Source organism: Burkholderia plantarii (assembly GCF_001411805.1).
Taxonomy (GTDB): Bacteria; Pseudomonadota; Gammaproteobacteria; order Burkholderiales; family Burkholderiaceae; genus Burkholderia; species Burkholderia plantarii.
Genome location: NZ_CP007212.1, coordinates 867,535 through 885,286, shown reverse-complemented (window position 1 = coordinate 885,286; position 17,752 = coordinate 867,535). Strand labels below are relative to the sequence as shown.

Genomic DNA, 17,752 nt, shown 5'->3' with positions numbered 1-17,752 from the left:
AGGGCGCGCCGGCTTGCCGGTGATTACCAGCGGCGGCCGTAGTAGCCGTGGCCGTAATAGCCGTGATGGTGCCAGTACGGGCGGCCGTAGTAGCCGCCGACGACGACCGGGGGCGGGCCATAGTAGGCAGGCGCCGGCGCATAGACGACGGGCGGCGGCGGCGCGTAGACGACGGGCGGCGGCGCGGCATAGACCGGATAGGCCGGCGCGATCGGCAGGCCGATGCCGACGCCGATCGAAACATGGGCCTGGGCAGCGCTCGCGACCCCGAGGCCGAGCGCGGCGGCAGCGATGAGCGGAATGAGCTTTTTCACTTCGGTTCTCCTGGCGGCACTTCGTCGGCGGGCCACATGGACAGCGACGGATGCCTTGCTGTATGGGTTCAATGTAGCGAAATCCCTTCCCGCGAACCATCCACATTTGTTGCAAATTGCAATTGCAGCTTGCCCCATGGACGCGCCCGGCGCGGCCTTTCACGGGGCGGGACGGCCCGCCCGAGCCGCCGGCCGGACCTCGGCCTTGCGATCAATCAAGCGAATCGGTCAGCTTTTCCGATAGTTAATCCTGAAGCAGCGGCGGGACAGGTAATGATTGATTACAAATTCCGCGCGAAGTTGCCGCCGTCGCCCGGCGATTTCGTCGGGTTTTGTATCGGGTCGGCGGATAGTGCGCCAAATACGGGATACTGACGGCTGACCGATTCGTCCCGTGCCGCACCGCCATGACTGCAATGTCGCTTCCGTCCGTTCCCCGTCTCGGCTTCATCGGCGCCGGCCGGCTCGCCCGCTGTCTCGCGCGCCGGTTCGCGCAGGCCGGCTTTCCGGTGGTGGCGATCGCGAGCCGCTCGGCGGCGTCCGCGCAGGCGCTCGCCGCCCCGATCGACGGCTGCCTGGCCGTCGCGAACGCGCAGGCCGTCGTCGATGCCGCCGATCTGATCTTCGTGACCGTCTCCGACGACGGCATCGGCCCGGTGGCCGCGTCGCTGCGCTTCGATCCGGCGCGCGCGCCGGCGCAGGCGCTCGTCCACTGCAGCGGCGCGTCGAGCGTCGAGTTGCTGGCGCCCGCGCGCGCGCAGCTGGCGCAGACGGGCGGCTTCCACCCGCTCTACCTGTTTGGCGGCGCCGACGCCGACCTGACCCGCATCGAGGGCTGTTCGGTCACGATCGAGGCCGACGGCACGCTGCGCCCCGTGCTCGATGCGCTCGCCGCCGCGCTCGGCTGCCATCCGCTGGCGATTCCGCCCGGCGGCCGGATGCTCTATCACGCGGCCGCGCACTACGCGGCGAGCTTCGCGCTGTGCGGCCTGGCCGAAGCCGTCGCGCTGTGGCGCCAACTCGGCATGAACGAGGCCGACGCGCTGCGCGCGCTGCTGCCGATGCTGTCCGGCACCATCGAGACCGCGCGCGACAAGGGGCTCGCCAACGCGCTGGCGGGGCCGGTATCGCGCGGCGACGCCGGCATCGTCGAGCGGCAGCTCGCGCTGCTCGACGAACTCGGCGACGATCATGCCGTGCTCTACGCGCTGATGACGCGCCGCGCCGTGGGCCTAGCCAGGCGACGCGCGGTGCCGCCCGCCGGTCTCGACGCGCTGGCCGGCAGCGTCGACGCGCTGCTCGCTTCGCACCTGGCCCGGCCTGCCCCCGCGCGCCGCGAGCCGTGATAAGGTGACGCCCGATGCAGGCCACCTTCGCACGGCGGCCGCACGCTACCCGACTGTCATACTAAGGATTTCAACGATGCTCGGCGAAATCGCCCGCTTTCTGCTCAACACCCTGTTCACGCTGTTCGGCGCCGCCCTGCTGCTGCGCGCCTGGATGCAGGCGGTGCGCGTCCCGCCCTACAACCCCGTCACGCAGGCCGTGCTGCAGGCCACCAACTGGATCGTGCTGCCGCTGCGCCGCGTGATCACCGGCACGCGCGGCATCGACTGGGCCAGCGTGGTGGCCGCGTTGCTCACCGCGTTCATCTACGTGCTGCTGATGATGTCGCTGGCCGGCATCGACGCGCTGTCGATCCTGCCCACGCTCGTGATCGTCGCGCTGCTAACGCTCGTGAAATGGGCGCTGAACCTGGTGCTGTGGATGACGATCCTGATGGCGCTGCTGTCGTGGCTCAATCCGCGCTCGCCGGCCATGGAGATCCTGTTCCCGCTGACCGCGCCGCTGCTCAATCCGCTGCGGCGCGTGCTGCCGAGCCTCGGCGGCATGGATCTCTCGCCGATCCTGCTGTTCGTGATCGTGCAGGTGCTGATCATGGTCGTCACGCGTGCGGCGATCTCGATGACGCTGTTTACGCTCTGAATTCGCTTTGAATTCACGCTGAACGGCCGACGCCGGGCGGCTGGCGCCTCGCCGCCCGGACTCTCCCGGATTTTGCGGCGGCGGCCGGCATCGCCTACGCGGCTACGCGGTGCCAGCTCGCGATGTCGATGTCACGCCGGCAGCAGCAACGCGCGAGCCGTCAGGATGCCGAGCAGCGTGAGCGTGAACGAGCCGATCAGATGCACGAACGCGACGATCGCCGCCCAGCCCAGCCGCCCGTCCACGACGTGCTGCATCACCTCGGCCGAATAGGTCGAGAAGGTGGTGAGCCCGCCCATGAATCCGGTGATCACGAACAGCCGCCACTCGGGCGGCAGGCCCGTCTTCGTGTTGAACACGACGATCGCGATGCCGATCAGATAACCCCCGACCAGGTTCGAGGCGAGCGTGCCGAGCGGAAGCTGCGGCACGACCATGTTCAGCGTGAGACTCAAGCCCCAGCGCAACAGCGCGCCGAGGCCGGCGCCAATGAAGATCGCGGCGATCGAAAATAACAAGAAGGCTCCTGGATAAGGGATGGGCGCAGGCCGGCCGGCGCCTCCGGGCGCGAGGGCGGGGCGGCACGGCATCGGTCGCGTTACTTTAGGCGCTGCGGGCCGGGTAAGGCAATGTCCGGGCAACGAGCGCGATCGCGATGCTGGCCGTGGCACCACCAGTCACTTTTATCAGGCTCGGCCCCACGGAACTTGCACGACGACAAGTCCGAAACGGCATCGAGCGCTTATTGTGGATGGGTTGTCGCAGTGCCGCTGCGGCGGCAATCCCTCATGCCGTGGTTCGACCGTCAGGTCAGGCGCGTGGCCGCACGCAGCCGGCAGCCGGGCCGGCATGCCCTCCCCTTATCCGTGCCCCCTATGCTCATCCTGATCATTACCGCGCTGCTGCCCGTGTACGTCGGACTTCTGCTGGGCTATTTCGCCGGCCGCCGCAAGCTGGTCGACAACCTCAACGTCAAGAGCCTGAACGTGCTGCTGATGCAGTTCGCGCTGCCGCTCACGCTGTTCATCTCGATCGCGCGCACGCCCCACGACGTGATCGTGCAGAACGGGCGGCTCGCGCTCGTCATCGCGCTCGGGCTGCTGATCGTCTACCTGCCCGTGTTCTTCCATCAGCGCCGCGCCTGCGGGCAGGACCTCGGCACGGCCTCGGTCCAGACGCTGACCACCGCGTTTCCGAATTTCGCGTCGATCGGCCTGCCGCTGCTGACGCCGTTCTGGGGCGCCGAGGCCGGGCTGCCGGTGGCGATCTGCATCGCGGTCGGCTCGGTGACGATCTCGCCGCTGACGCTCGCGTTCCTCGACATGCATGTGTCGGCCGAGAGCCGGCCCGATTCACCCGGTTCCGCGCTAGGCAAGTTCCTCGTCGCGCTCCGGCATTCGGTGCAGAAGCCGATCTTCGTCGGCCCGCTGCTCGGGTTGATCGTGGCGCTGTCCGGCCTGCGCGTGCCGCCGATCGTCGGCACCGCGCTCGCGCCGATGACCGCCGCCACCGCGGGCGTCGGGCTCTTTCTGACCGGGCTGATGCTGTCGGCCCAGCCGATCCGCATCGGCGGCAACGTCGTGCTGGGCACGGTGATCAAGAACCTGGTGCAGCCGGCGATCGTCTGGGCGCTGGCCACGCTGTTCGGACTGCCGCCCGTCATCAAGGCCGAAGCCGTGCTGCTGACGGCGATCCCGGCCGGCTTCTTCGGCCTGGTGTTCGGCGCCAGCGCGAACGTGCGGCCGGCGGTGTCGGGGACGACGCTGGTGGTGTCGTCGCTCGCGAGCATCGTCACGCTGTCGGTGGCGATTTATCTGTTTGCGCCGGTTCGGTGAGGGGGCTGGCGGAGTGAAACGCCCCGGATCGGGGCGTTTCCACACGCATGGCGATTGCCTTGGTCATGACGATTTTTGTTCGAAGACGCCGCGCGGCCGGAAGTAGCTGAACGGTTCGACGTTCGCAATGAAGTCAACCTTGGAGTTGTGAACGTAGCGGGAAAAGAAATTGACGATGCTGTCGGGAGCGTTCGTCAGCCACGCATCGAGCCGCCATTGCTCGGGCTTGAACGAGTAGAAAAATACCCGCTCTTCGGCGGTGCCGCGATTAGTTACGACGATATCGCGATGCGTCTTCAATGCCTCCGCATAGGCTGGCGCCTCGAGGTCGATCGTGCCCCACATGGCGTGCTTGATCGAACTGCTGTTGAACGACGCCTGGCCGGCCAATGGCCGTTTTTTTCGTGAAAGCGTTCCGTTGCTTTCGTAGTACGACTTCATGTGGCACCGCATATCGGCTTCGACCGAGGTTCCCGCCGGATTTGCCGCGCTCATGTAGGCTTGATAGTTCTTCTGTGTTTCGGGCTTCACGGTGAAGCGATCGAAGATAGGAGCAAGGGTGCGCTTGATGTCCGCCATCGACAGCAGGCGCACGCCCGCCTTCAGCGCTTCCTGGTGCATGTCGTTCATCGGAATACGAGCATAGTTCCCGTCCAGGTTCTGCTCGTTGGGTCCATATCCCCCGCCGATGTCGGAATGCACACCGGGATAAACCTTTTCGGTCCAACCGGCCTTGTACTTGCCGCCTTCGCGAATCAAATCCACCGGAAACGAATAACGAAGCTCGTTGGCGGCGACGTAATGCACGCAGCGCTCGACACAGGCAGGGATGCGCAGGTCCCGCTGTTCCAACGGAAGCGTGATGTTGTGTGCGGGCATCCCGAACGATGCCACCGTATCGAATACGCCCAGGAACGTGAAACGGACCGGAAAGCCATTCAATGCCAGCGAGCCGTCCGCCTGCTTCCTGCATTGCCCGACCAGCATGTTCACGAATGCACGGGAAAGCGCCGCGCCGCGGGAGAAGCCTATGACAGAGATGTTGATGACCTTGATAAGGCGATGAGCCCCGATTGCCTTGTTCAAATCGTTCAGGCTGGCATCCTTGTTCTTCTCGACGTATTGCTTGACCTCGCCGCCCATCTTCTTCGCGTTGTTGACCACCGCCTGGCGCAACGCCTGATTCATGCGGTCTTCGCCATCGAGCAGACGACGGTCTCCGCCCGCGCCGAACGCCCCGCCGAGAGCATGGTCCTCCAGCCACACATCGGGCTTGTCGACCCAGGACACCTCGCCGTTGAAGGGGGTGCCGACGCCGCTGATGTAGAACCGGTAGATCCCTTTCGATGGATCGTTCATCGCGGCATCAAACAACCTCGCGACGTTGCTCCATCGTTGCCCGGCTGCATCCGCGTCGCGGTTGTTCCCGGTACCGTCGAAGAAGAAAGCCAGATGAAGAACGTCGGAACAATCCTGTTTTGCCGTCGGAGGCGTCTTCGGTACGTCGCGCGTAGCGGCCGATATGATTTGCGTCGTCGAAGAGGACTGTGGCTGCGACGACATCATTTTTTATCCTCCGGTTCCGGCCGCTCGTCGACGTATTCCTTGGATGCTTCGGCAAAAGCCGTTCCATTGGGATACACATGCATGGTGAGAACCTTGGAATTGTCCGGCAATGCCTGCAAAACGGCAGTTGCATGAATTCTCTCGCCCAATCTCGGCATTCCTTCAGAACCCCCGAGAGAATATTCGATCGTTATCGGGCCAGGCTTGACCTTGATACAACAAACAACCGACCCACCCGCGCCGCCAGGGTGATAGCCCATATAAGCACCCCCTGCATATTGACCATTGACGGCAACGTCATAGATCGCGCGCGGCCAGTAGTTGTAGATCGATACATCCAGGTTCATGGTTCTCTCCGAGCAGGCCGCCAGCGGCAGCAACGACATCAGGCCAACGAGCAGACGGCAGGCCGCTGCATGGAATGCAATTCCGGGTCTCGTTTTCATTTCGCCATTCGGTAGTAGATCGTCAATGCGCCGCGTCGATTGCCGGGATATCGCTCGGAAATTTTTTCATGAATTCATCAAAGCTCATGGCCTTGCTCCTGACCTGCTCCAGTAAAACGGCAACTTCCGGCAGTGTGTCAAACGCATCGCCATAAGCCAGCGCGACGCAGCAATAGTTGACGAGGTCGCCGGTCCCTTCCAGTCCATATTTTCGGGCATTCAGGATCTGCGAGTACACGAATGCGTACTGCGCCGATTCCGGTATCCGCGCCAGCAGGCCCGGTAGGTTGAGCCTGATGTAGTACAGGATGCTGTCCGGCACGCTGGCCTCGACCAGCGCATCGACCTGACGTTGGTCGAGGTTCAGGGGCAAACGCATATCCGGCCTCGACGCAGCAGCGCCGCCGTTCCAGTCGAGGGATCGAAGATGGCCGGCACGGTCCCAGTACCACCATGCGAGGACAGGGCCGAGGAATGCCTGTCGTTGCCCGGCCGCCAGCACCGGGCCGCGGACAGGCAGCGTATCGTCTCCGTGCGCACCGGCCAGGACTGCGAGAATAGCCGGGTCCCAGAAGGCAAGCGCCATGATGGTCCGGTCCGGCAGCACGACATCGACAAACGAACTCAAGTGCCTCGCGAGCATCTCCAGCGGCAGGGCGGAAATCAGCAGCGTCGCGCATGGAACCTTTGACGCATGACGATCCAGCCATGCTCCCGCGCGATGAAAATTCGCCTCATCGATCTCGATCAGATGCGGGGCGACGGCGATCACGTCAGCCGCGCCGTCAAGCAGACATACGGCGCGCGCGGAATCGAATTGCAATGCGCCCGGCAAGGTTCTGTCCTGAGCGGGATCCGCCAGGACATAAGCCTGGGCGCTCAGCGAGCGTGCCATTGCGAATACGGCCGAGGCTTCCGTCATTTCACGACCTTTTCCTTGTCGACAAACGCCGCTCGGGTCGCCGCCCTGCGCCGCAGGCATTCAGCGCATGCCGAGCGCGGTGCGCGTACCTGACCGCGCACCGTCTTCCACACGGGCTCAGCCACGACATGCATCTGCACGCTTGAAGCAACCTCCGGGGCCACAGAAACGAAAGGCATGTCATACCCCCTTCGTGATCAGCGCGGCTCGGGACTCAGCGCGTCTCAACAGGCACTCGACGCAGATCGACTGCGGCAAGCCTGGAAGCGGATACGGCAAGCTCGCGGGACCAGCGAACGCGTGCCGGGCTCCCTTGATATCGATCGTTCCCGGAGCGTGAATATCGATGTTGCCATCCTTGATCCGGATATAGGCACCGCCCGAGGTGAGCAGGATCTCCTGCCTGGCGGCGACCTCGATACTCGCGGTGGCCGACAGGATCTTGAGCGCTTTCTGGGCCGTGATTTCGATGTTATCCGAATGCGCCTGGATCTCCACTTTGCCCTTCGCCGCGAACCACTTCATCCCCGCGTTCTGCACGAACAGGCTGAGTTTCTCCGCGACGCTCGCCATCAGCGACTTCCCGCTGACGAGGAACATGCCCTGGCCGCTCACCAGATTCGTTTGTCCATCGCTCGATACATGCAAGGAGTCCTGCGTCGACAATGCGATACCGGACGGACCCGCCATCAGCATGACCGGTGCCTTGAACGCATTCGCGCTGCCTGTTCCGCCGCCTGCGGTTCTGCCACCCGCCGTTGCGCCTCGCGCGCTATTCCGAGTCGCATCGGCAAAAGCCTCGAGTGCCGTGCGCCCTTCCTCCAGGCTTTCCGCCTGGTGCGTCCGGCTCGCCCCCGACATCGCCTCGACCATGCTCCCGGCATCGACGAGTTGCTGCCGTGCCTGGCCAACGTCGAGCTGCTCGCTGTTGGCCGGTTTGGCATGCGTCGTCACGTAGAGGCCCAGGCTTGCACGAATTGCACCGTAGGCGTCGGTCCTCAAGTCAAAGCCGGAGCCCAGATAAGCGCCGCGCGTATTCCCGTTCTGATCGATCAGATACCCAAGATGCAGCAGGCTGTTGGCGCTGCTGCTCATCAACTGGACGCGATTCTGGCCGGTCGCGTCGTCCATCACCATCTGGTTGTAGCCGCTGCCGCCGTACTCCTTGGAGCGGTGCCCCGACAGGATGCCGTTGCCGTGCCACCGGGGTTTGACCTTGCCGTTGTACACGCGATGCAGCACGATCGGCCGGTCGCAGTCGCCGCCCAGATAGCCGATCAGCACCTCCTCGCCGACGCGTGGCATATGCACGCCGCCGTAGCCGCCGCCCGTGTCCGATTGCACGACACGCACCCAGCACGACGCCCCCGCGTCCCCTGTGTTCTGCCGATCCCAGACGAACCTCACCTTCACCCGGTTCAGTTCATCCGTATAGACCTCCTCATCCGGCGGACCGACGACGATCGCCGTCTCCAGATGCATCTCCGGCTTGCCGTGTTCGAACCGGCTGCGATACGGCACCGCGGTGCGCTGCGCTTCCACCTCGGCCAGATAGAAACCCGCCGAACCGTCAACGTGAGCCACCGATCCGCCCGAATACCCGGCCTTCGCCCGCGTCAGCGCGGCCTGCAGGCTGTGCGGAAAACGGACCTCGTGATTCGACAGCGGCAGATTGTTCTCGATGTAGCGCCGGACCTTGATCGCCGCGAATTCGCGTTGCCCGGCCGGATCGCGATCATGCTCCGGATGACCGCTCAATTCGAACCGCAGACCCGCATCGATACCCCGCACGCCACCCGCCGCGAAAAAACGCTTCGCCCGCGACTCCCATTCTTCCAGGCGCATTCTGGAAAGATGGTCTCCACGATCCTGAACGCCGTAGGTGTACGCGCCCGTGTATTCGTAAACCTCCGCTTGCTCGGGCAAACTTCCCTGGCCCGCCATCGTCGGCAGCGAAGTCCCTTTCGGATTGGCAGCCGATGACGGTGCCTTGTAGTCGAACGTGCGGGTCGTATGCACCACACTCTGCAAGGTCCGCGAGCCGGCCCACTGCGTCAACGCATCCGTTTCGCTGCCGGTGCCGGACCGGGAAAACACGACGGGATTGACCGATATCTCGTCGAGCGAATGAACGTCGTCGGTCACGACCAGCGAATGCGACCTGCCGTCCTTTCCCTGGCGCCAGAAGCCGAACAGCCCTTCCTGTTCCATCAGGCGATGCACGAAATTCCAGTCCGATTCGCTCTGTCGGCAATACGAGCGCGGCGGCAAGGGCTTCGACAGCGCAAACTGGAACTGCCCGTTCGCTTGCGGATGCGCATTGAAGACATCCGTGAGGATGGCGTCGGCGCCCTGATCCTGCCAATACCGCATGTCGCGGCGAAATCGAAGGAAATGCATCCACGAGGCGAAGGCCAGCTGATAACTGGTCTGGCTGCCTTCGGCACCGAGCCGGCGAGCCGTATGGATATAGCCGTTGATCGGCAGATAGGACTTGTCCGCCTGCTGTATCCACAGCGTCATGGGCTGAGCCATCAGCGTTTTCAGCTCGATGTCGTTCGCGGTCGATACCATGTCGAGCGTGACGCCGAAGTCCCGGCCAAGCTCGGAACAGGTCACGGCGCGGCGGGGGACGAGCGCGTTATCAGGCAACGATGGGATGTCCGTCTTCAGGAGGCGATCCTGCTGAATCAGCCCGCCTCGAAGCGCCTGACTCCAATCGGTCGAGTTCATGTGCTACCCGGTTCTCGTTTATGGCAAGCCCCGCGGGGCTTTCTCTCAGGGGGTACGGCCGCCCTTCGCCAACTTGGCGCGGACGGGACCGGGATCGTCGCGGTCATTTTCCGGGTGCCGGGAAGCGGTAATGATCCGCAGCCGACAATTGCCGCAACGAACCAGGCATTGAAGCTCGCCGCCATGATATGGCAATCGGCGGCCGGTGAATGCAGGCTATTAGCGCATGAGAATTTCAGAAGGCTTTAGACAAAACATTCCGTGCTTTCTTCCGGCAAGCGCCGCATGCGAATACTCGAGGCGCGATTCGCCGGTCACCAGATCATGCTCGCCCACGACCGATTTTTCAATCGCCAGAGTGGCATGCACCGTCTTGCAATAAAAGAAATTCGAATGAAAGAATAAGAAAATCGATATGCACGTCCCTTGAAATCAGCGCGATCGGCGACGATATCCGGAAGTCACGAATTGTTGGAAAAATGGCATCAAAGCTGTCCGGAATTGACAATTCCCCGTCGGCGCGCGATTGCAGTTCGACTGCATGAAAACGAAGACGGCCAGCGGCACGGCAAACTTGAACCGCTTGAACGACGGCTGCACCGTGGGCCCGGAAGCGGCATGCGTGCCAACACGATCCTTCGGCATCGGGCTCATGTCGCACTTGCCCTCCCTACTTACATCCCTGTACAATCACGCGTTCTGCGGGCGTCGTATAATGGCCATTACCTCAGCTTCCCAAGCTGATGACGTGGGTTCGATTCCCATCGCCCGCTCCACCTCGGCAGTCCATCAAGGTTCGGATCTCTCCGCAGTCCGTCGTCCCTCCCGCCGTCCCCGCATTCCCTTCGTTTCGCAGAATCCGTCGCCGCCGTCTAAGCGCTCGTCCCCTCGCGTCCCGCCATCCTCCGAATCCCCTGCGGCGGATGCCCGAGAATCCGGATGAACGCACGCCGCATCCGCTCCGGATCACCGAAGCCGACGCTGGCGGCAATCATCTCGATCGGCTCCACGCCCTGCTCGACGCGTGGCCGCGCCACCTCCACCCGCAGGCGCTCGACCGCCTTCGCCGGCGTTTCCCCGGTCTCCGCGAGAAACAGGCGCCCGAACTGCCGCGGGCTCAGGCACGCCACCGACGCGAGCAATTCGGTAGACATCGCCTCGTCCAGATGTTCGCGCATGTAGCTCAGCACCTCGCGCATCCGGTCCGACGACGGCGCCATGTCCGCCATCGCCGAGAACTGCGACTGGCCGCCCGGCCGCCGGTGATAGACCACCAGCATGCGCGCCACCGCGTGCGAGACCGTGCTGCCCAGATCCGCCTCGATCAATGCCAGCGCCAGGTCGATCCCGGCCGTGATGCCGGCGGAAGTCCAGATGCCGCCGTCATGCGTGAAGATCCGGTCGGGCTCGACCCTGACCTGCGGAAACTGCCGCTGCAGCGCCGTCGCGTGCTTCCAGTGCGTGGTGGCGCGCCGCCCGTCCAGCAGGCCGGCGGCGGCGAGGATGAACGCGCCGGTGCAGACGCTCGCGATGCGGCGCGTCCCCCTGCGCGCGGCGCGCGTCAACTGCGCCGACATCAGCGGCAGCGTGGCGGGATGGCCGGACACGTCCCCGCCCACCACGACGAGCGTGTCATACGGCGCGGCCCGGATCCGGCGCGTCGCCACCTCGAGCCCCGACGAACTGACGATGCCGCCGCCATCGGGCGACACCACATGGCAACGATAGGCGCCGGCGCCGCCGGACTTGCCGGCGACGTCGAAGGCGGCCAGCGGCCCGCTCAGGTCGAGGATCTGGAAGCCGTTGAAAACCAGAAAGGCGATGTCCCGGCTGGCGGCGCCCGGGTGGGTGACGGCGTTGCGCATGATGCTCCACGAATGCTTGCCGCCGACCGATGGCCACCAATGACCACCGCTCGGACTTCCGGCGCGACACGCCAATGATGGCGCCTGAATCGCCCGTCGTGAAGCGCCGTTTCCCTCAATAATCGACAATCCAAGTCAATGGCGAAAAACGAGGGAAGTTCGTCCTTTCGCCATTCCCGCGCGATGGCGACAATGCCCTGCCCGACGATCTCTCTGGAGCAGCAAGCAATGGCATTCCGCGATTCGCCCCGCCACGCCCGGCCCCGGTGGCGCGCAACATGACGACCCGACCCGAACCCGCGCCGCCCCCGCCGCTGCCACCGGCTGCACCCGCGCGCCGCTCCAACGCATTCGTGCTGGCCGTCGCGCAGGGCCTCTTCACCGCGGCGATCGCCATCGACCTCACGCTGACGGGCCTGACCGGCTACCAGCTCGCGCCCGACAAGTCGCTGGCCACGCTGCCGTTCGCGACGATCACGGTGTCGGGCGCCGTCGCGACGCTGTTCGCCTCGCTGTTGATGCAGCGCATCGGGCGCCGTCGCGGCTTCGTGATCGGCGCCGCGACCTGCGCGCTGGGCGGCGCGATTTCGGTCTGGGCGGTGTGGCACGCGGCGTTCTGGCTGTTCTGCCTCGGCACGGCGGCGGTCGGCGTGTTCCAGGCATTCGCCCAGTACTACCGGCTCGCCGCCGCGGATTCGGTGGAAGGCGACGACAAGGCGCGCGCGATCTCGCTGGTGCTGGCGGGCGGCGTGATCGCCGCGATTCTCGGGCCGATGCTGGCGGCCTGGAGCAAGACGCTGCTGCCGGCGCTGTTCGCGGGCTCCTACCTGATGGTGGCCATCCTCGGCGTGGCCTCGGCGCTGTTGCTGGCCGTCGGCTATCGCGATACGCCGCCCGCCAGCGCCGCGCCCGGCGCCGATGCGCCGGCGCGCGCCCTGCGAACCGTGTTCCGCCAGCCGATTTCGCTCGCGGCGCTGGCCAACAACGTGATCGGCGGGATGGTGATGATGTTCGTGATGACGGCCGCGCCGCTCGCGGCGGTGGCCTGCCACCATTCGATCGACGACGGCGCCGGCATCATCCAGTGGCATCTGGTCGGCATGTACGGCCCGTCGTTCTTCGCGGGCCGCCTGATCAAGCGCTTCGGCATGCCGGCGGTGCTGTTCGCGGGCATGGCCCTGAGCGCGGCGGCGGCCGTGATCGCCTCGCTCTCGGCCACGCTGCCGGCGTTCTACGTCGCGCTGCTGAGCCTCGGGATCGGCTGGAACTTCATGTACGTGGGCGGCACCACGCTGCTGGCTTCGTCGCACACACCGTCCGAGCGCGCCCGCGTGCAGGGCACGGCCGAACTGGTCCGCTATCTGTTCACGGCGCTCGCCACGCTCGGCGCGGGGCCGGTGCTCGAACGCTTCGGCTGGGTCGACCTGAATCTCGTCACGTTCCCGCTGCTGGCGGTCGCCGCCGCGATGACGCTGGCCTGGGTGCGGACGCAGCGCGGCACGCGCGCCGCGGGGACAACGAAATCGGCCTGAGTACGGCGCGCCGCGGCGGCTGCGACAGCGGCCCCAATCTGGACAAGCCCCCCCGTCCGTGCTACCTTACATGCCCTTTTTCGGCCACGCCGTCGTGATCCGAAGCTCGCGCGAAGCCGCCTCACCGAAGGCGGCTTTTTCGTAACGAGCCGCTATCGAACGGTAGCGGGCCGCCGTCCGGCCCGCGAACGCAGCACCGGCGCGCGATTCGCCCACACTGACCACCATGATTCACGATTCCGACCCAACCGGCCTGCCGCCGTCCGACGCCGCCGACGATGCCCGCGAGCCCGGCCACGACGCCGCCGGCGCGCCGTCCGACGACACGAACCCGCTCCACCTGCGCCGCATCCGCAGCTTCGTGACGCGCGCCGGGCGCGTGTCCACGGGGCAGCGCCGCGCGCTCGACGCGTTCGGCCCGCGCTACGTGGTGCCCTACGCGCCGGAGCCGCCGGACTGGGCGGCGGTGTTCGGCCGCGAGGCGCCGCGCATCCTCGAGATCGGTTTCGGCATGGGCGCCTCGACGGCCGAGATCGCCGCGCATCGCCGCGACGACGATTTCCTCGGCGTGGAGGTCCACGAGCCGGGCGTGGGCGCGCTGCTGAAGCTGATCGGCGAGCAGGACCTGAGCAACATCCGCATCATCCAGCACGACGCGGTCGAGGTGCTCGAGAACATGCTCGCACCCGACAGCCTCGACGGCGTCCACATCTTCTTCCCCGATCCGTGGCACAAGGCGCGTCATCACAAGCGCCGCCTGATCCAGCCGCCGTTCGTGGCGCAGCTCGTGTCGCGGCTCAAGCCCGGCGCCTACCTGCACTGCGCGACCGACTGGCAGAACTACGCCGAGCAGATGCTCGACGTGCTCGGCGCCGAGCCGCGGCTCGAAAACACCACCGACGGCTACGCGCCGCGCCCCGACTATCGCCCCATCACGAAGTTCGAGCGGCGCGGCCTGCGGCTCGGGCACGGCGTCTGGGATCTGGTGTTCCGCAAGCGCGCGGGCTGAGCCCGGGCCGCGCCGAACGCGCGAACGCCCAAATGCAAAAGCGGCAACGCATCGATCGCGATGCGTTGCCGCTTTTTTCATGGCGGCGGCCCCCATCGGCCGCCGCCGCTCAACTCCAGTTCAGCCAGCCGCTGTAGCCCACCAGCAGCACGACGAGCCCGAACACGATCCGGTACCACGCGAACACGGTGAAATCGTGCGAGGCCACGTAGCGCAGCAGCCAGCGCACGCAGGCGAACGCGCTCACGAACGCGGCCGCGAGCCCGATCGCGAACAGCCCGATCGAATCGGCCGAGAACGCATGCCAGTCCTTCACGGTTTCGTAGAGCGTCGCGCCGAAGATGATCGGGATCGCAAGGAAGAACGAGAATTCGGTGGCGACGCGCCGGTCGAGCCCGGCCAGCATGCCGCCGATGATGGTGGCGCCGGAGCGCGACACGCCCGGGATCAGCGCGCAGCATTGCGCGAGGCCGACCTTCAGCGCGTCGAGCGGGGTCAGCGCGTCGATCGACGTCACGCGCGCCGGCTCGCGGCGCTCGCGCTGGCGCGCCTCGGCCCAAAGGATCACGGCGCCGCCCGCGACCAGCGCGAACGCGACCGGCACCGGCGAGAACAGCACGCGCTTGATGGCCTTCTCCAGCAGCAGCGCGAGCACGATGGCGGGCAGCGTGGCGATCACGACGTTGAGCGCGAAGCGCCGCGCCTCGGGCCGCGACGGCAGCCCCGCCACCACGGCGCCGATGCGGCGCCGGTATTCCCAGCAGACGGCCAGGATCGCGCCGAACTGGATCACCACGTCGAAGGTTTTCGCCTGATCGGCATCGAAATCGAGAAAGCTGCCGGCGACGATCAGGTGGCCGGTGCTCGACACGGGCAGAAATTCGGTCAAGCCCTCGACCACGCCGAGTATCAGCGCCTTGCAGATCAGTATCCAGTCCATCGGTGGCCCGTTCGTCAGAGTTGCGGGAAACGGGGCCGCCGTCCGGTACCGTGATCCGGCGTGCGGCCCGCCCGGCCGCGCGCCGGATCCGTCACTTCTCGACGATCTCGACGCGTATGCCGTTTGTAAGGATCGTGATTGTACCGGGTTCGTAGCTTACGCCGGCGAATTGCAGCTGCTCGGGCTTGAACGTGTAGATCGGGTAGTTGGTCAGCAACTGCGTGGCGAGCAGCCCGGCGGCCTGGCCGACCTGCGCCGTATAGGCCTGGGCGTCGCCGTCGAGATTGACGCTGTCGACGGCCGGCGCACGCAGCACCACCGACAGGCTCGCCGGATCGTAAGCAAGCTGTGCGGAAACGGTAAACGTGCCGCTCACGGGCTCGCGCAGGAACGGGCTCGCGAAGCGCGCGTCGAGCTGCACGGCGATCCGGTTCTGCTCGGGCAGCATGCCCACGGCCGGGTTCGCGAGCGCGACCTCGAACACCTGCGAGACGGTGTGCTGGTACGGGAATTTGCGCGCCACGGCCCGCTGCACGTCCGATTTCGAGAACGTGTAGTGGTTCGGGATGAACGGGAAAGTCGGCGTCGCGCCGCAGGCGGCCAGCGACACCGATACGCCGAGGGCCGCGAGCGCGGCAAGCGCGAGGCGGCGCCGGCCGCGCGTCCGGGAAAACGTCATGCGGATTCTCCTGCTGCTGGCGAGCCGGGGCGTGTCGCGGTCTCGAGCCGGGTCAGCCACGCGAGCGCCTCGCCGCGCGAGCCGCCGCACATCTCGTCGTCGGGCTGCAGGCCCGAGCAGCAGGCGGGCCGCTCGGGCTGCCCGAAGATCGCGCAGCGCAGATCGTCGCCGAGCTGCGCGCAGCGCTCGCCCGCGGGCTTGCCCGCCGGCATGCCGGGGATCGGGCTCGAGATCGACGGCGCGATGCAGCAGGCGCCGCAACCTTCGCGGCAGGCATGGGCGGCGGCGCGCGCGGGCGCTGCGGGATCGGGGTGGACTGCCGGGTTCACGTCACTGGCTCATACTGGGTCAAACGGGCAGCGGAGCCATTGCCCCGCCGCGCGAACCCGCATTGTGCCATCTCAAACTTCAGCGAGATCGGACGGCCTCGGTCGCGCGCCGCGCCACTAGACTGAACCGCGTCGCCCGTCGCCTGTCGATTCCAATCATGACGTCCTGCTCCCCATCCTCATTGTTCCGGCCTGATTTGCTCGCGAAGTACGCGGTCAACGGCCCGCGCTACACGTCGTACCCGACCGCGCTGCAGTTCGACGAGGCGTTCGATCCCGACCACTACGCGCGCGCGGCGGCCGACCCCGGCGCGGCAGCCAGCGAGCTGTCGCTGTACGTCCACATCCCGTTCTGCGCGACGGCCTGCTTCTACTGCGGCTGCAACCGGATCGCAACCAACAACCGCGCGCACGCGGCGCCGTATCTCGAACGGCTCAAGCGCGAGCTGGCGCTGCAGGCCGGGCGCTTCGACCCGGACCGCGTGATCACGCAGCTGCACTGGGGCGGCGGCACGCCGACCTTCCTGTCCGACGCGCAGACGGCCGAACTGATGGCCGCCACGCGCGCCTGCTTTCCGATCGCGCCCGACGACGAGGCCGAGATCTCGATCGAGATCGACCCGCGCACGGCCGTGCCGGCCACGCTCGCGCATCTGCGCATGCAGGGCTTCAACCGCCTGAGCCTCGGCGTGCAGGACGTCGATGCCGAGGTGCAGCGCTCGATCAACCGGGTCCAGCCGATCGAGCGCACCGCCAGCCTGATCTCGGCGGCGCGGCTGGTCGGCTATCGCTCGGTCAGCGTCGACCTGATCTACGGGCTGCCGAAGCAGAGCGTGGCCACCTTCGCGCGCACGCTCGACACCGTGATCGAACTCGCGCCGGACCGGATTTCCGTGTTCGGCTACGCGCACCTGCCGACGCTGTTCAAGATGCAGCGCCGCATCGACGACGCGCAGCTGCCGCCGCCGGCCGAGCGCGTCGCGCTGCTCGGCCTCGCCATCGAGATGCTGACGCAGGCCGGCTACGTCTACATCGGCATGGATCATTTCGCGCGGCCCGGCGACGAACTGGTCGCCGCGCAGCGCAACGGCACGCTGCAGCGCAACTTCCAGGGCTACAGCACGCGCGCCGACACCGACCTGATCGGCGTGGGCGTGTCGTCGATCGGCAAGGTCGGCGACGTCTACGCGCAGAACGCGAAGGACCTGGCCGGCTGGAGCGCGGCGCTCGACGCGGGCCGGCTGCCGATCGTGCGCGGCGTGCGGCTGTCGGTGGACGACCGGCTGCGCCGCGACGTGATCATGCGGCTCATGTGCAACCTGACGCTGCCGTTCGCCGAACTCGAAGCCGCCTACGGGATCCGCTTCGCCGAACGCTTCGCGCCCGAACTCGCCGCGCTCGGTGAATTCGAGCGCGACGGGCTGCTCACGATCGAACGCGACCGCCTGACGATCCATTCGGCCGGGCGCCTGTTCGTGCGCAACATCGCGATGACGTTCGACGCCTACCTGTCGAACGCCGGTGCCGGGCGCTGCTCGCGCACCGTCTGAGGCCGGCGCGACGCCCGACGCGGCACGGGCAGGCGCGGCGCCCCGC

At 66.4% G+C, this 17,752-nt stretch carries 18 protein-coding genes and 1 tRNA gene; 7 read left to right on the top strand and 12 right to left on the bottom strand.

Features of this window, described 5'->3' with window-relative positions; translation table 11 throughout:
* Positions 1-23 precede the first annotated feature (23 nt).
* A complete protein-coding gene (locus bpln_RS03885) occupies positions 24-314 on the bottom strand; it encodes a hypothetical protein (protein ID WP_042624063.1) in 291 nt (96 codons plus the stop codon).
* Between the two features lie 416 nt (positions 315-730).
* Between bpln_RS03885 and bpln_RS03880 the strand changes: the two genes are divergently transcribed.
* Both bpln_RS03880 and bpln_RS03875 read left to right on the top strand, forming a co-directional pair.
* Positions 731-1,660 (top strand): Rossmann-like and DUF2520 domain-containing protein, encoded by a 930-nt coding sequence (locus tag bpln_RS03880; RefSeq protein ID WP_055138131.1) that lies wholly within the window; start codon positions 731-733, stop codon positions 1,658-1,660.
* 76 nt (positions 1,661-1,736) lie between these two features.
* Positions 1,737-2,300 (top strand): YggT family protein, encoded by a 564-nt coding sequence (locus bpln_RS03875; protein WP_055138130.1) that lies wholly within the window; start codon positions 1,737-1,739, stop codon positions 2,298-2,300.
* Between the two features lie 131 nt (positions 2,301-2,431).
* Here the strand turns inward: bpln_RS03875 and crcB are convergent, their stop codons facing one another.
* Complete coding sequence (gene crcB, locus bpln_RS03870; RefSeq protein ID WP_055138129.1) at positions 2,432-2,818, bottom strand: fluoride efflux transporter CrcB; 387 nt, start codon at positions 2,816-2,818, stop codon at positions 2,432-2,434.
* Positions 2,819-3,175: 357 nt separating this feature from the next.
* On the opposite strand from crcB, the gene bpln_RS03865 reads away from it, so the two are divergent.
* Entirely contained in the window at positions 3,176-4,135 is a 960-nt protein-coding gene (locus bpln_RS03865) for an AEC family transporter (protein WP_055138128.1), read from the top strand.
* A gap of 63 nt (positions 4,136-4,198) precedes the next feature.
* Here the strand turns inward: bpln_RS03865 and bpln_RS03860 are convergent, their stop codons facing one another.
* The 5 genes from bpln_RS03860 to bpln_RS37275 all read right to left on the bottom strand — a co-directional run bounded on the left by bpln_RS03860 (position 4,199) and on the right by bpln_RS37275 (position 10,463).
* The gene (locus tag bpln_RS03860) at positions 4,199-5,701 is read right to left on the bottom strand and encodes a T6SS phospholipase effector Tle1-like catalytic domain-containing protein (protein ID WP_080937077.1); all 1,503 of its coding nucleotides are present in this window, start codon (positions 5,699-5,701) and stop codon (positions 4,199-4,201) included.
* Entirely contained in the window at positions 5,698-6,147 is a 450-nt protein-coding gene (locus bpln_RS33555; protein ID WP_080937076.1) for a DUF3304 domain-containing protein, read from the bottom strand. Before bpln_RS33555 ends, bpln_RS03860 begins: the two co-directional genes overlap by 4 nt.
* A gap of 22 nt (positions 6,148-6,169) precedes the next feature.
* Complete coding sequence (locus bpln_RS03855; protein WP_082465183.1) at positions 6,170-7,069, bottom strand: DUF4123 domain-containing protein; 900 nt, start codon at positions 7,067-7,069, stop codon at positions 6,170-6,172.
* Between the two features lie 180 nt (positions 7,070-7,249).
* Positions 7,250-9,802: a type VI secretion system Vgr family protein gene (locus bpln_RS03850; RefSeq protein WP_055138127.1), complete on the bottom strand. Its 2,553-nt coding sequence runs from the start codon at positions 9,800-9,802 to the stop codon at positions 7,250-7,252.
* Between the two features lie 346 nt (positions 9,803-10,148).
* On the bottom strand, positions 10,149-10,463 hold the full coding sequence (locus bpln_RS37275) for a hypothetical protein (protein ID WP_148653927.1): 315 nt from the start codon (positions 10,461-10,463) through the stop codon (positions 10,149-10,151).
* 40 nt (positions 10,464-10,503) lie between these two features.
* Here bpln_RS37275 and bpln_RS03845 point away from each other — a divergent pair.
* Positions 10,504-10,578 (top strand) — tRNA-Gly (locus tag bpln_RS03845).
* A gap of 96 nt (positions 10,579-10,674) precedes the next feature.
* On the opposite strand, the gene bpln_RS03840 is transcribed toward bpln_RS03845, so the two are convergent.
* Complete coding sequence (locus tag bpln_RS03840) at positions 10,675-11,667, bottom strand: GlxA family transcriptional regulator (RefSeq protein ID WP_055138126.1); 993 nt, start codon at positions 11,665-11,667, stop codon at positions 10,675-10,677.
* A 278-nt stretch (positions 11,668-11,945) separates the two neighbouring features.
* Here bpln_RS03840 and bpln_RS03835 point away from each other — a divergent pair, with 278 nt between their 5' ends.
* Complete coding sequence (locus bpln_RS03835; RefSeq protein ID WP_055139437.1) at positions 11,946-13,199, top strand: MFS transporter; 1,254 nt, start codon at positions 11,946-11,948, stop codon at positions 13,197-13,199.
* A 66-nt stretch (positions 13,200-13,265) separates the two neighbouring features.
* On the opposite strand, the gene bpln_RS36585 is transcribed toward bpln_RS03835, so the two are convergent.
* Positions 13,266-13,427, bottom strand: a complete 162-nt coding sequence (locus tag bpln_RS36585) for a hypothetical protein (protein WP_158511997.1) — start codon at positions 13,425-13,427, stop codon at positions 13,266-13,268.
* Here bpln_RS36585 and trmB point away from each other — a divergent pair.
* Positions 13,426-14,208, top strand: coding sequence for a tRNA (guanosine(46)-N7)-methyltransferase TrmB (trmB, locus tag bpln_RS03830; protein ID WP_055138125.1), 783 nt, complete (start codon positions 13,426-13,428; stop codon positions 14,206-14,208). The two genes, bpln_RS36585 and trmB, sit on opposite strands and share 2 nt — an antisense overlap.
* A gap of 109 nt (positions 14,209-14,317) precedes the next feature.
* Here trmB and bpln_RS03825 read toward each other — a convergent pair whose 3' ends face one another.
* From bpln_RS03825 to bpln_RS03815, 3 genes are all read right to left on the bottom strand, one after another.
* Complete coding sequence (locus bpln_RS03825) at positions 14,318-15,148, bottom strand: undecaprenyl-diphosphate phosphatase (RefSeq protein ID WP_042624050.1); 831 nt, start codon at positions 15,146-15,148, stop codon at positions 14,318-14,320.
* Positions 15,149-15,239: 91 nt separating this feature from the next.
* Positions 15,240-15,827, bottom strand: a complete 588-nt coding sequence (locus tag bpln_RS03820) for a DUF1439 domain-containing protein (protein ID WP_055138124.1) — start codon at positions 15,825-15,827, stop codon at positions 15,240-15,242.
* Complete coding sequence (locus bpln_RS03815) at positions 15,824-16,156, bottom strand: YkgJ family cysteine cluster protein (protein ID WP_042624048.1); 333 nt, start codon at positions 16,154-16,156, stop codon at positions 15,824-15,826. The genes bpln_RS03820 and bpln_RS03815 overlap by 4 nt, the downstream gene beginning before the upstream one ends.
* Before the next feature lie 158 nt (positions 16,157-16,314).
* Here bpln_RS03815 and hemN point away from each other — a divergent pair, with 158 nt between their 5' ends.
* A complete protein-coding gene (gene hemN, locus bpln_RS03810) occupies positions 16,315-17,706 on the top strand; it encodes an oxygen-independent coproporphyrinogen III oxidase (protein ID WP_055138123.1) in 1,392 nt (463 codons plus the stop codon).
* Positions 17,707-17,752: the final 46 nt, after the last annotated feature.